At 33.6% G+C, this 12537-nt stretch carries 15 protein-coding genes; 12 read left to right on the forward strand and 3 right to left on the reverse strand.

Going from position 1 to position 12537, the window contains the following annotated elements:
- The first annotated feature begins 20 nt into the window (after positions 1 to 20).
- Together ACAM30_RS08405 and ACAM30_RS08410 are read left to right on the forward strand one after the other, a co-directional pair.
- Positions 21 to 626, forward strand: a complete 606-nt coding sequence (locus ACAM30_RS08405) for a DUF4254 domain-containing protein (protein WP_369618085.1) — start codon at positions 21 to 23, stop codon at positions 624 to 626.
- Between the two features lie 40 nt (positions 627 to 666).
- A complete protein-coding gene (locus ACAM30_RS08410) occupies positions 667 to 1674 on the forward strand; it encodes a glycosyltransferase family 9 protein (protein WP_369618086.1) in 1008 nt (335 codons plus the stop codon).
- On the opposite strand, the gene ACAM30_RS08415 is transcribed toward ACAM30_RS08410, so the two are convergent.
- The 3 genes from ACAM30_RS08415 to ACAM30_RS08425 all read right to left on the reverse strand — a co-directional run bounded on the left by ACAM30_RS08415 (position 1663) and on the right by ACAM30_RS08425 (position 3711).
- Positions 1663 to 2076, reverse strand: coding sequence for a hypothetical protein (locus tag ACAM30_RS08415; RefSeq protein WP_369618087.1), 414 nt, complete (start codon positions 2074 to 2076; stop codon positions 1663 to 1665). The two genes, ACAM30_RS08410 and ACAM30_RS08415, sit on opposite strands and share 12 nt — an antisense overlap.
- 149 nt (positions 2077 to 2225) lie before the next feature.
- Positions 2226 to 2534: a hypothetical protein gene (locus ACAM30_RS08420; RefSeq protein WP_369618088.1), complete on the reverse strand. Its 309-nt coding sequence runs from the start codon at positions 2532 to 2534 to the stop codon at positions 2226 to 2228.
- A 124-nt stretch (positions 2535 to 2658) separates the two neighbouring features.
- On the reverse strand, positions 2659 to 3711 hold the full coding sequence (locus ACAM30_RS08425; protein WP_369618089.1) for a 2Fe-2S iron-sulfur cluster-binding protein: 1053 nt from the start codon (positions 3709 to 3711) through the stop codon (positions 2659 to 2661).
- A gap of 128 nt (positions 3712 to 3839) precedes the next feature.
- On the opposite strand from ACAM30_RS08425, the gene ACAM30_RS08430 reads away from it, so the two are divergent.
- The 10 genes from ACAM30_RS08430 (at position 3840) to atpH (ending at position 12507) form a co-directional block, all read left to right on the forward strand.
- Positions 3840 to 5300 (forward strand): DUF5687 family protein, encoded by a 1461-nt coding sequence (locus ACAM30_RS08430; protein WP_369618090.1) that lies wholly within the window; start codon positions 3840 to 3842, stop codon positions 5298 to 5300.
- Between the two features lie 93 nt (positions 5301 to 5393).
- Entirely contained in the window at positions 5394 to 6089 is a 696-nt protein-coding gene (locus ACAM30_RS08435) for an ABC transporter ATP-binding protein (RefSeq protein ID WP_369618091.1), read from the forward strand.
- A gap of 88 nt (positions 6090 to 6177) precedes the next feature.
- Positions 6178 to 8796, forward strand: coding sequence for a gliding motility protein (locus ACAM30_RS08440; protein WP_369618092.1), 2619 nt, complete (start codon positions 6178 to 6180; stop codon positions 8794 to 8796).
- Positions 8797 to 8798: 2 nt separating this feature from the next.
- Positions 8799 to 9227 (forward strand): polymer-forming cytoskeletal protein, encoded by a 429-nt coding sequence (locus tag ACAM30_RS08445; RefSeq protein ID WP_070906208.1) that lies wholly within the window; start codon positions 8799 to 8801, stop codon positions 9225 to 9227.
- Complete coding sequence (locus ACAM30_RS08450) at positions 9175 to 9402, forward strand: AtpZ/AtpI family protein (RefSeq protein WP_202700912.1); 228 nt, start codon at positions 9175 to 9177, stop codon at positions 9400 to 9402. The genes ACAM30_RS08445 and ACAM30_RS08450 overlap by 53 nt, the downstream gene beginning before the upstream one ends.
- Before the next feature lie 56 nt (positions 9403 to 9458).
- Positions 9459 to 9851, forward strand: a complete 393-nt coding sequence (locus ACAM30_RS08455) for a hypothetical protein (RefSeq protein ID WP_369618093.1) — start codon at positions 9459 to 9461, stop codon at positions 9849 to 9851.
- Between the two features lie 118 nt (positions 9852 to 9969).
- A complete protein-coding gene (atpB, locus tag ACAM30_RS08460) occupies positions 9970 to 11148 on the forward strand; it encodes a F0F1 ATP synthase subunit A (RefSeq protein WP_369618094.1) in 1179 nt (392 codons plus the stop codon).
- A gap of 33 nt (positions 11149 to 11181) precedes the next feature.
- Positions 11182 to 11379 (forward strand): ATP synthase F0 subunit C, encoded by a 198-nt coding sequence (gene atpE / locus ACAM30_RS08465; RefSeq protein WP_008465835.1) that lies wholly within the window; start codon positions 11182 to 11184, stop codon positions 11377 to 11379.
- A gap of 89 nt (positions 11380 to 11468) precedes the next feature.
- Positions 11469 to 11969, forward strand: coding sequence for a F0F1 ATP synthase subunit B (locus ACAM30_RS08470; protein WP_017496870.1), 501 nt, complete (start codon positions 11469 to 11471; stop codon positions 11967 to 11969).
- A gap of 4 nt (positions 11970 to 11973) precedes the next feature.
- Positions 11974 to 12507 carry an ATP synthase F1 subunit delta gene (atpH, locus tag ACAM30_RS08475; RefSeq protein WP_369618095.1) on the forward strand — a complete coding sequence of 178 codons (534 nt, stop codon included), beginning with the start codon at positions 11974 to 11976 and terminating at the stop codon, positions 12505 to 12507.
- Positions 12508 to 12537 lie beyond the last annotated feature (30 nt).

Here is a 12537-nt window from a genome sequence, read left to right on the forward strand (position 1 = left end):
TCACTCTAATAAATAAAGACATGTTTTCAAAATTAGCATATTCTGTTTTCGAACAAAGCATTAAAGATTATCATCAATTTGATAATGTTGATCAACCTATAAACAATCCTTATCCAAAGGATAAATTTGAGCACTTGTTGTATCTAAAGAACTGGATTGACACTGTTCAATGGCATTTTGAAGATATCATTCGTGATCCGCAAATTGATCCGGTAGCGGCGCTTACTTTAAAAAGAAGAATTGATGCTTCAAATCAGGAGCGTACTGATATGGTAGAATATATCGACAGCTACTTTTTACAAAAATACAGTGATGTAAAAGTAAAAGACGGGGCAAAAATCAATTCTGAAAGTCCGGCCTGGGCTTTTGACAGATTGTCTATTTTAGCGTTAAAGATTTATCACATGCATGAAGAAGCTACACGTACTGAAGCTTCTCAGGAACATAGAGATAAGTGTCAGGAAAAATTAAATGTCCTTTTAGAACAAAGAACTGATTTGTCAACGGCAATTGATGATTTATTGACAGACATTGAAAATGGAGATAAATTCATGAAAGTGTACAAACAAATGAAAATGTACAATGACGATGAATTGAATCCTGTTTTATATCAAAACAAAAAATAATTTGGCAGAGTTGTCCAATACAATAAAGCATATAGCCGTCATGAGACTATCCGCAATGGGAGATGTCGCCATGACGGTTCCTGTTTTACGGGCTTTTGTAAAGCAGTATCCAACGGTTAAAATCACTGTAATTTCAAGACCGTTTTTTAAGCCATTTTTTGAAGGAATTCCAAATCTTGAGTTTTTTGCTTTTGATGAAAAGCAGCGTCACAAAGGATTTGCAGGATTACTTAGATTATACAGTGATGTAAAAAAACTAAAAATTGATGCTTTTGCGGACCTTCATAATGTCTTGAGATCTAAAATTGTAAGCCTTCTTTTCGCTTTAAGCGGAAAAAAAAGAGCCACAGTTGATAAAGGACGTGAAGGTAAAAAAGAATTAACCCGTGCCGAGAATAAAATTTTTGTGCAATTACCAACCATGTTCGAAAGACATGGGAAAGTGTTTGAAAAACTAGGCTTTCCTTTAGACCTATCAAATCCTGAATTCCCGCAAAAAGCAAAATTAAGTTCAGATATTTTAGAAATCATTGGCGATCAAAATCAAAAATTAATTGGGATCGCACCTTTCGCACAATACAATTCTAAAGTATATCCACAAGATTTAATGCAGGACGTAATTGCAAAATTGGCGGAGAATAAAACCTATAAAATTTTACTTTTTGGTGGAGGAAAGAAAGAAATTGAAATTTTGAATTTGTTTTCACAACCCTTTGAAAATGTAGTTAATGTGGCTGGAAAAATTAAATTTCAACAGGAATTACAGCTCATTAGTAATCTTGACGTTATGCTTTCTATGGATTCCGGAAATGCGCATATTGCTGCAATGCTCGGAGTAAAAGTCATTACACTTTGGGGTGCTACACATCCGTATGCGGGATTTTTACCATTTGGACAAACAATGGAAAATGCTTTGGTTTCGGACAGAAATCAATATCCAAAATTACCAACATCTGTTTATGGAAACAAAATCGTTGAAGGTTATGAAGATGCTATGAGATCAATTTCTCCAAATGATATAGTCAAAAAGATTCAGTTAAGCATATAATCCATTTAAATCATAGAGAAAGTAGCCAACTGTTTTCTTTTTGTTTTTATTAGCAACAACTACTACAAAATGATTTTCTTTTTCTGTAGACAATAAAATGTGCTCAAAATCTTCTGTTGAATTTCTGTAGATTTTATAGACCAATTGAGATTCTTTAATTTTGTTTGATAGTATTTTAGCAGCTTTTAACTTGCTTATATAGGGCCAGATATTAAAGGTATTCTTCTCTGAAACATTTATTTCAGTCATTTTGCCAGTCATTGTCGCACTATATTTTTCTTTGGTAAGTAATTTGGGACCTTTTTTATTTTGTTGTTTCTTAATTATAAAGTAGATACAAAAAAGAGCTGTTATTACAAAAAGTGCTATAAAAGATAAACGAAGTAAGTGATGTATTGTCATAATATTTAAGATTTAAACGTGTTGACAAACTTGATTTAGCTCTACAAATCTACACAAGAACAGGAGATTGCGATTGCTTTAATTTTACCTCTAATATAATAAAAATTCAGCAATATTTTATCGGAAAAATACTTTTATTGCAAATGTGATTAAAGCCAAATTTTCTCCTCCCGACATCTGCCATAGATATAACTTTTTAGATTCGAAATTGTGGCTTGATAATTTGGTGCTTCATAACCAAATCGTTCGTGTTCCATTTGTTCTTTTTCGACAGCATCACAGCCTTTTATAACTTCTTTAAGCATATCCAGCATAGCGAGTTCTTTATTATTTGTCTTCTGAAATTTAAATTCTACAAGTTCATCCTGAAGTTCTTCGCAATATTCAATAAGTTTCTCAACTTCAGGTTCATCGAGAAGATATTCTTTATTTTTAAAAATTTCTTTTACAGATTTCATAACGTAATTTTTAAATCTCCAATTCAAATTTTACAAAGATGGGTAATAATTATAAGACAAAAAAATTCCAAATCCCAATTGTAAGTTTGGAATTTGGAATTTGAATATTTTGGGATTTTAACGATTAAACATCATCGTAATCTACATAAATAGACTCTGAAGTAGGATGCGCCTGGCAGGTTAAAATTAAACCTTCAGCGATTTCGCTATCCGTTAAAATTGAGTTTTTAGTCATTTCAGCACTTCCGGAAGTTACACGAGCCAGACAGCTGCTGCAAATTCCGCCCTGACACGAGTATGGAGCGTCGACTCCTTGTTTTAAAGCTGCGTCAAGGATCGTTTGTTTTTGAGACATTTCAAATGAAACTTCTTCATCATCAACCAAAACCGTAATTTTTGTATGTCCTTCTAATGAAGTATTGATTTTATTTTCCTGAGTAGAAGAAGTAAAAAGTTCAAATTTAATTGCCGATTCTTTTACATTCTTCTCCTTTAAAATTCCCGAAACCGTATCGATCATTTCTTCAGGACCACACAAGAAAAATTTGTCAAACTGTAATTCTTTGTGTTTGTTATTTAAAACAAAATTTACTGCCGATTTATCAATTCTTCCAAACAAAGCATTTTCGGCTTTGGCCTGACTGAAAACATAATGAATGAAAAAACGGCCTACATACTGCAATTGTAAATCATGTAATTCCTGATGAAAAATAGTATCTTCAGGAGTTTTGTTTCCATAAACCAATACAAATGAGCTTTTTGGCTCACTTTTTAAAACTGATTTAATAATAGAAAGTACCGGAGTAATTCCGCTTCCGGCCACAAAAGCCGCATAGTTTTTTTGTCTTTCAGCATCTGGTTCAAAAGTAAATTTTCCTTCCGGGTGACCTACTTCAAGAACATCTCCGGCCTTAAGTCTCGTATTGGCAAATTGAGAGAATAAACCATTTTTTACTGCTTTTACAGCAATGCGCAATTCGTTGCTTTCTGGTGCAGAACAAATAGAATAAGCACGACGAATCTCTTGATTATCAAGAGTTAGTTTTAAATTTATGTATTGTCCGGCTATAAATTTATAGTCCGATTTTAGTTCTTCAGGAACATTAAAAAGTACAGAAACAGCATCTGCAGTTTCGCGTTTTACCTCTTTAATTATTAGTTTTAAAAATGAAGGCATGATTGTATTTTTTATGCAAAAGTAGCAAACGACAGTTAATTGACAGGTACTAAACGATTATTTTTAACTTTTTTTGTAACGTTTCCTTACATTTGATCACATACTGGAAAACTAAAAAACAAATAACCATGATTAAAAAGTTTATTTATCTGGAATGGAAAGCCTTTGTTAGATCTGCATCATTTGGTACGAGTGTCGTGATGAAAGTTTTAATAGGCTTTTTAATGATCTATTTTTCCTTGCTTTTTGTGGGAGCAGGAGTAGGTGCATTTTATATATTGAAAAAATTGAAATTAGAACCGCTGGTGACAATCAACCAATTTTTGATTTACTATTTTCTTTTCGATCTGGTGATTCGTTTATTGATGCAGGCAATTCCGGTTTTGAATATTAAACCATTATTAATTCTACCGTTCCAAAAATCGACCATCGTTCATTTTTCACTAGGTAAAACAGTATTGTCTTTTTTCAATTGGGTTCATGCGCTGTTTTTTATTCCTTTTTCAATAGTGTTGGTTTTAGAAGGGTATGATCTTTTAGGAGTTATCTTCTGGTTTTTAGCAGCATTCTCCTTAATTTATATCAACAATTTTTTGAATATTATTCTAAGCAATATCGACAAGTTGTTTGTTGTTTTTGTTGGAGCAATTATTGCTTTAGGAGCCGCACAGTACTATAAACTCTTTGATATTACCAGTTTTACGACGCCAGTTTTCCAGGGGTTTTATGCTGCAAAAGGATTGTTTATGATTCCTGTTTTGATTCTGATAGGACTCTATCTGTTTACCTTCAAATACTTCAAGAATAATTTGTTTTTAGATGCCGGACTTTCGCAAAAAGAAGACATCGCTACCACTGAAAATCTTTCCTGGCTGAATCAATTCGGGACTTTGGGAACTTTTCTTAAAAATGATATCAAATTGATAAAGAGAAACAAAAGGTCAAAAACGACTCTGGTAATGAGTTTTATCTTTTTGTTTTATGGACTTATTTTTTTCGGAAACAAACAACAGCCCGAGGTAATGACTATTTTTGCCGGAATATTTGTTTCAGGTGGATTCTTATTCGTTTTCGGACAATTTGTACCGAGCTGGGATAGTTCCTACTACCAATTAATGATGACCCAGAATATTCCGTATCGCGGATACATAACCTCAAAATGGTGGCTGATTGTTATTGCTACTTTTATCTCTACAATACTGGCTTCTTTCTATCTTTTTTATGGATGGCAAATTTATCTAACGGTTGTTGTTGGCGCAATTTACAATATAGGAGTCAATTCGCATCTGGTACTTTTGGGTGGCGCTTTCACCAAAACGCCAATTGATTTGAGTTCGGCGGGAGGTGCCTTTGGAGATAAAAAAGCGTTTAATGTTAATGCAATGCTGCTGACATTACCGAAGATATTAGTGCCTTTAGGTCTTTATGGAATCGGACTGTATTTAGGAAACAAAACCATCGGGTTAGCACTCGTAGGAGGGGCAGGAGTTTTAGGCTTTGCTTTTAAAGAAAAAGTATTTTCACTGATCGAAAAAAGATATAAAATCGAAAAGTACAGCACCATAAGTGCTTATAAACAAAAGAATTAAATTAGAGAATTTGTCAATTTGATAATGAGATAATTCCAGCTGATATCATTAAATCAGCAATCTAAAATCAACAATCTAAAATCTAAAATCATCATGATACAAGTAAATCAACTTTCAAAAAAATATAACGGTACAACAGTTTTAAACATAAACAATCTTGAAATTCCAAAAGGACAGAGCTTTGGATTAGTAGGAAACAACGGGGCGGGGAAAACCACTTTTTTCAGCTTGTTACTCGATTTGATTCAGCCTTCAACCGGAAATATAGTAAACAACGATATTCAGGTGAATGCAAACGAGCACTGGAAATCTTTTACCGGATCTTTTCTTGACGAAAGTTTCCTGATTGGGTATTTAACTCCGGAGGAATATTTTTATTTTATTGGCGATTTACGCCACCAAAACAAAGCTGATATTGATGCCTTATTACAGCAGCATGAAGAGTTTTTCAATGGAGAAATCCTGAACAATAAAAAATATTTAAGAGATTTATCGAAGGGAAATCAGAAGAAAGTAGGCATCATTGCTACACTTATCGGAAATCCGGAAGTTGTTATTTTAGACGAACCTTTTGCAAATCTGGACCCGACAACCGTGAGCCGATTAAAAAAAATCATTAAGGATTTGGCAGATAATCCAAACGTTACTGTATTGGTTTCCAGTCATGATTTGCAGCATACCGTAGAGGTTTGTGACCGAATAGTAGCATTAAATAAAGGAGAAATTGTGAAGGACATTCAAACTTCAAAAGAAACCTTACAAGAACTGGAATTGTTTTTTGCGGTATAAGTTTCTATATTTCAAAAAGAAGCGTATTTTTACAAGTCAATATACTAAAAATCCTTTTTAGAAGTTAATTGATATAAACTCTTTTCTATTGAAAAAGAATACTCTTAAATATAGTTTTTTTATTGTTTTTTTATTCTTTTTGATAGCCTGTTCTACCAAGAAAAATAACTTTTTGGCCAGAAATTCCCATGCGCTAAGTACAAAATACAACATTCTGTACAATGGTGGAATCGGTCTTGACAAAGGATTAAAGGCTGTTCATGCTAATAATCAGGATAACTTTTGGAAAATGCTTCCGATTGAGAAGATGCAATTCGATGAAAATTTCTCTCAAGGGGATAAACCCAAAAATGCTGATTTTGAAAAGGCTGAGACCAAGGCCACGAAAGCCATTCAAAAACACTCCATGAATATCGGAGGAAGAGAGCGAAATTCACAAATAGATGAAGCCTATTTAATGCTTGGAAAAGCCAGATATTATGATCAGAGGTTTATTCCGGCTTTGGAGGCATTCAATTATATTTTGTACAAATACCCGAACAGTAGTAATATTTATACGGCGAAAATATGGCGTGAGAAAACCAATATGCGCTTAGGCAATGATGCTATTGCGGTAAAAAATATCAATCTGCTCTTAAAAAATACAGATCTGAACAAGCAGACTTTTTCGGATGCGAATGCTTTATTGGCAGAAGCCTATTTAAATTTGGAAAAAAAGGACAGTGCAGTTGCCAAACTTAAAATTGCCGAGCAGTTTACCAGAATAAATGAAGACCGCGCACGTTACCGTTTTATCTTAGGCCAGATGTATCAGGAAGCCGGAATCAGAGACACCGCCTTCTATTACTATGACGGTGTAATTGACATGAACAGAAAAGCGGATCGAAAATACATGATGCATGCCTACGCAAAAAAGGCGCAGATGTTTGATTATAAAAATGGAGATCAGGATTTGTTTATAGAAATGTACAATAAGTTAGTGGCAGATCGTGAAAACAGACCTTATCTGGATGTTTTATTTTATGAGATGGGAGTTTTCTTTGACAAAAATGATGAGCAGCAGGATGCTTTGGTTTTCTACAACAAGTCATTGGGAAGAAAATCAAAAGACTCTTACTTAGTAGCGTCGACTTATAGAAATATTGGGGACATGTATTTTAAGAATACCAACTATACTATAGCGGCCAAATATTACGACAGTACGTTAGTAAAATTAGATCCTAAATCAAGAGAATTTGCTTTTATTGAAAAAAACAGAAAAAATCTGGACAATGTTATTAAGTACGAAGCAATTGCAAAACGTAACGACAGTATCATAAAAGTATACGGATTGTCCCCGGCCGATAGAAAAAGCTATTTTAACGATTATATCGCGGTACTAAAAGAAAAAGATGAGGCAAAACGAATCTTAGAAGAAAAAGAAAAGGAAAAACTGGCCAACATCGATCGTAATACAAATGCTAACGGAGGACCAACAGCGGTTAACCCTCAGGCAGTTGGAACGCCTAATCCGGGAATTGGAGCATTTAATCCGCCATCAGGAAACGAAACGGCGAGTACAAGTACCAGTACTTTTTATTTTTACAATCCTACTACAGTTGCTTACGGAAAATTACAGTTTAAGAAATTATGGGGTAATCGGGTTTTAGAAGGCAACTGGAGATTAGCCGCTGTAAAATCAGCCAATAATGCCGCATTGAATGATACTTTAAATAAAGATGCTGCAAATACGCTCAAAGATTCTATTGTTATTGAAAAATATACTACAGATTTCTACGAAAAACAACTTCCTCAAACACAAGCAGCAATTGATAGTATTGGTGTAGAACGTAATTTTGCGTACTACCAGTTAGGGCTTATTTACAAAGAAAAATTTAAGGAATACAATCTGGCGAGCGACAAACTGGAGCAGTTATTAAAAAATAAGCCAGAAGAAAAATTGGTTTTGCCGGCGATGTATAACTTGTATAAAATATATCAAATTACAAATCCTGCCCGTGCCGAAAGAATAAAATCAGATATAACAAACAATTATCCAACTTCAAGATACGCTCAAATTTTAAACAATACCAATGCGGGCGATTTAGCATCACCGGATAAGGAGTACCAAAAATGGTACAAATTGTTTCAGGAAGAGCAGTTTGATACCGTTTTAGATAATATTGACAATCTGATCAATCAATATTCAGGAGATGAAATTGTTTCTAAGTATGAATTGTTAAAGGCCAATACTTTAGGAAAAGTAAATGGTCTGGCCGCCTACAAAAAAGGCTTAGAAACAGTTGCCGATAATTATCCGAACAGTGATGAAGGGAAAAATGCGCGTGAGATTTTAGAAAAGCAAATACCGGCTCTAGAAAAACTTGATTTTACGTCAGTTGACAGTAAAAACTGGAAAATTATATATGTAGTGGCTAATAACGACACTAAAACCCGTAAGAAGATTGAAGAAGCGATCAGAGTCTTTTTGTTAGTAGAGAACTATGAGAGATTGACAACTTCTTTTGATAAATACAATAGAACCGAAAGCTTTGTGGTGATTCACGGTTTAAAATCAGAGGCATACGCCAGAGATATATCAGGAGTTTTCAGAGATGATAAAAAGTATAAAATATCAGATCCTGCAATTATCATATCGAGTGATAATTACAAGCTGGTTCAAATTAAGAAAAATCTCGAAACATACGTAGCCCCCAAAACACCATAATCATGTTTGATAAAGTAAAAAAAAACGGAACAGAACTTTTAGGAAAAACAAATAGAATAGTTGAAGGAACCTCTATTGTAGGAGACATCGTTGCTAAAGACGATTTTAGACTGGACGGAGAATTGATAGGAAATTTTACTTCACAAGGTAAATTGGTTATTGGAGCCTCCGGCGTTGTTAAAGGTGAAATTGTTTGTAATAATGCCGATATTGAAGGAGTATTTCAGGGAAAAATTAAAGTTTTAGAAGTCCTTAATATAAAAGCATCGGCACAGATTCATGGAGAAGTTGCCATAGGAAAACTGTCTATAGAACCAGGTGCAAATTTTACCGCTACCTGTACCATGTTAACTCATACTAAAGATGTAACCCTAAAAGATGGAAAAGGAACCGAACAAAAACAAAAGGAACAAGTGGCTTCCGCTCATTAATATTCCCGTCCAAATGGGGATTATTATTTTTTTATTCTCCTATTTTGGTACCTGGCTGGATGAAAATCACCCCAGTCCAAAATTAGATTACAACACCATTTTTGTCATGATTGGAGTTGGACTGGCTTTGTATAATGTAATTCGTCAGGTTAACGAAATCAATAAAACAAAGTAAATCATCTTTTAAACAGCTTGAAATAAATATTGCATCTTTGCAAAAAAATATTTCAAATGCTTTTAAAAAATTACAAACCCATTTTATATTTATTCTTTTTTGCTTTGGCGGCTTATGTCTTGCACAAAGCACTTTTTTCAGTTTTAGAAATTAATGCCGAAAACTTTTATTACAGTACAGCCTTTTTGTATTTGATTTTTTTCGGACTGTCGGCATTTTTATACCTTATATTAGTAGTAGTAAAAAAGAAGAATTTTGAAATTGTCGGAATGGCTTTCCTTTTCGGGACTGCCAGTCAAATGTTATTGGCTTATTTAATTTTAAGACCGATTCTGGAAAATAAAACGGGCGAAGTGATGGTTGAAAAAATCAATTTTTTTATAACATTTATTTTGTTTTTGTTATTTCAGACGCTTTTAACTGTCCGATTATTAAATGAAAAGCATTAAAATGGGGATTATGCAAAAGAAGGTTCAAAAATAATTTTTCATATCCTTTTGAATATTAATAAAAAATGTACCTTTGCACCAAATTTTAGAAACGTAAAAAATAAGATTTTTAACAGATATGGTGATTTCAAACAAACCGCTCAAATTTATTCTTGCAGCTTTAGTAGCTTGTTCTCCAGTAATGAGTTTTGCAAATTCAGAGAATGACTCAACGCATGTACATGCCGAAGCCGCTCATGAAGAAAAAGTAATTTCACATAACGCGCCGTCAGAAGAAGAGCATGCAGCTCTTGATCCAAAAGCAAAAGTGGACGCTTTTATTGATCATCACTTACAAGATTCTCATGATTTTGTTTTCTTCTCAGATGAAAAAGAAAATAAACATTACGGTTTTCCATTACCTGTAATTCTTATTGACGGAGGTTTGAAAATTTTCTCTTCTTCAAAATTACACCACGGTGAAGCAGTTGCTGAAGTTGACGGAAACTTCTACAAATTAGTTCACGGTAAAATTTACAAAACAGATGCTGCCGGAACTATTACTTATAATGACCACGGACATCCTGAAAACGAAAAACCATTAGATTTTTCGATTACAAAAAATGTAGTGTCAATGCTTTTTGTTTCGGTATTATTATTTTTAATGTTTACCGGATTAGCGAAGTCCTATAAAAAAGGACCAATCCCAACTGGTTTTGGAAGAATATTAGAACCGCTTATTATTTTCATCAGAGATGAGATCGCTGTTCCAAATATTGGAGAGAAAAAATACAGAAAATTTATGGGTTACCTTTTAACGGTGTTTTTCTTTGTGTGGTTGTTAAACTTATTAGGTATGACTCCACTTGGAATTAACGTTACAGGAAATATTGCCATCACAGTTTGTTTAGCTGCGTTTACTTTTATCATTACTCAGTTCAGTGCGAACAAAGATTATTGGGGACACATTTTCTGGATGCCGGGAGTACCAGTTCCGATGAAAATTATTTTAGCTCCGATCGAAGTTTTAGGAACATTAACAAAACCATTTGCATTATTAATTCGTTTGTATGCAAATATTACTGCAGGTCACGTAGTAATTATGAGTTTGATCGCGATGATTTTCGTAGGTAAAAATTTAGCAGCAGATTTGCCAATCTCTCTGGGGCTAACATTATTTATTTCGGTAATTGAAGTTTTAGTTGCATTTTTGCAAGCGTTCATTTTCACAATGTTATCTTCATTATTTATAGGTATGGCTGTTCAGGATCACCACCATGATCACGAACACGGTCACGAAGAGAATGTTATTATTTAATTTAGAAGTTTAATTTTATATATATAAATACTTATGGGAACAATTCCAACTTTAGTAGGTGCAGGTTTAGTAGTAATCGGTGCAGGTTTAGGTTTAGGTAAAATCGGTGGATCTGCTATGGACGCGATTGCTCGTCAACCAGAAGCTGCTGGTAAAATTCAAACTGCGATGATTATTATCGCGGCTTTATTAGAAGGTTTAGCGTTTGCTGCTTTAATCTTAGGAAAATAATAAAGAAAGAAATGACAACATCTTTAACGGTTGGTTAAAGGTGTTGTTACTTTTAAAAAAAGAAATTAAATATTTAATATAGTTATAAAATGGATAAGTTAATTAATGATTTTTCATTCGGTCTATTCTTTTGGCAAGCACTAATCTTGTTGGTATTGATTTTACTTTTAGTAAAGTTTGCCTGGAAACCAATTATGGAATCTATTACAGCAAGAGAAGAAGGTATTAAAGATGCATTACTTTCTGCAGAAAATGCAAAGAGAGAAATGGAAAACTTACAAGCTGACAATCAAAGAATTTTGAATGAAGCTCGTGCAGAGCGTGACGCGATGCTAAAAGAAGCTCGTGAAATGAAAGAGAAAATGATTGCTGATTCTAAAAACGAAGCACAAGAAGCAGGTCAGAAAATGATCGAGCAGGCTAAAGCTGCTATCGAAAGTGAAAAGAATGCTGCTATGGCTGAATTGAAATCACAAGTTTCAACTTTATCATTAAGCATCGCTGAAAAATTATTGAAAGAAGAATTATCTAACAAAGAATCTCAAACTAAATTAGTAGAGAAAATGTTAGGTGACGTAAAGCTAAACTAAGATTATGGCAAGTACAAGAGCAGCAATTCGTTATGCAAAAGCAATTCTGGACTTAGCAAACTCTAAAGGTGTTGCCGAAGCTGTCAATAACGATATGAAGTCAATTGCTGTGGCAATTGAAAGTAATGAAGAATTAAGTGCCTTTATTCAAAACCCAACTACAAAAGTTGAAGTGAAAGAAAGTGCTCTTTTAGAAGTTTTCGCAGATGTAAATGGTGTAACTAAAGGGTTATTTCATTTATTGTTTGAAAACAAAAGATTTGAAATTCTGGAAGCTATTGCTTTAGAATACAAAAAAATATTTGACGAAGGTAATGGTGTTGAAGTAGCAAAAGTTACAACAGCAATCCCAATGGATGCCGCTTTAGAAGCTAAAGTTTTGGCAAAAGTGGCTACTTTATCGGATAAAAAAATAACAATTGAAAATACAGTAGACCCATCTATCATTGGAGGGTTTATTTTAAGAATAGGTGATCAACAATACAATGCTTCTGTTGCAAACAGATTGCAGGTATTAAAAAGAGAGTTAAGTAATTAGTTTTATTACACATAAAAGTGTCTAAATTAT

Source organism: Flavobacterium sp. CFS9 (genome assembly GCF_041154745.1).
In the GTDB taxonomy this organism is placed as follows: domain Bacteria; phylum Bacteroidota; class Bacteroidia; order Flavobacteriales; family Flavobacteriaceae; genus Flavobacterium.

What these genes read in the sequence shown, in the direction of transcription:
- ACAM30_RS08405 (WP_369618085.1), top strand. Translation starts at nt 21, where the DNA reads ATGTTTTCAAAATTAGCATATTCTGTTTTCGAACAAAGCATTAAAGAT.
- ACAM30_RS08410 (WP_369618086.1), top strand. Translation starts at nt 667, where the DNA reads ATGAGACTATCCGCAATGGGAGATGTCGCCATGACGGTTCCTGTTTTA.
- ACAM30_RS08415 (WP_369618087.1), bottom strand. Translation starts at nt 2,076, where the DNA reads ATGACAATACATCACTTACTTCGTTTATCTTTTATAGCACTTTTTGTA.
- ACAM30_RS08420 (WP_369618088.1), bottom strand. Translation starts at nt 2,534, where the DNA reads ATGAAATCTGTAAAAGAAATTTTTAAAAATAAAGAATATCTTCTCGAT.
- ACAM30_RS08425 (WP_369618089.1), bottom strand. Translation starts at nt 3,711, where the DNA reads ATGCCTTCATTTTTAAAACTAATAATTAAAGAGGTAAAACGCGAAACT.
- ACAM30_RS08430 (WP_369618090.1), top strand. Translation starts at nt 3,840, where the DNA reads ATGATTAAAAAGTTTATTTATCTGGAATGGAAAGCCTTTGTTAGATCT.
- ACAM30_RS08435 (WP_369618091.1), top strand. Translation starts at nt 5,394, where the DNA reads ATGATACAAGTAAATCAACTTTCAAAAAAATATAACGGTACAACAGTT.
- ACAM30_RS08445 (WP_070906208.1), top strand. Translation starts at nt 8,799, where the DNA reads ATGTTTGATAAAGTAAAAAAAAACGGAACAGAACTTTTAGGAAAAACA.
- ACAM30_RS08450 (WP_202700912.1), top strand. Translation starts at nt 9,175, where the DNA reads ATGGAAAAGGAACCGAACAAAAACAAAAGGAACAAGTGGCTTCCGCTC.
- ACAM30_RS08455 (WP_369618093.1), top strand. Translation starts at nt 9,459, where the DNA reads ATGCTTTTAAAAAATTACAAACCCATTTTATATTTATTCTTTTTTGCT.
- atpB (WP_369618094.1), top strand. Translation starts at nt 9,970, where the DNA reads ATGGTGATTTCAAACAAACCGCTCAAATTTATTCTTGCAGCTTTAGTA.
- atpE (WP_008465835.1), top strand. Translation starts at nt 11,182, where the DNA reads ATGGGAACAATTCCAACTTTAGTAGGTGCAGGTTTAGTAGTAATCGGT.
- ACAM30_RS08470 (WP_017496870.1), top strand. Translation starts at nt 11,469, where the DNA reads ATGGATAAGTTAATTAATGATTTTTCATTCGGTCTATTCTTTTGGCAA.
- atpH (WP_369618095.1), top strand. Translation starts at nt 11,974, where the DNA reads ATGGCAAGTACAAGAGCAGCAATTCGTTATGCAAAAGCAATTCTGGAC.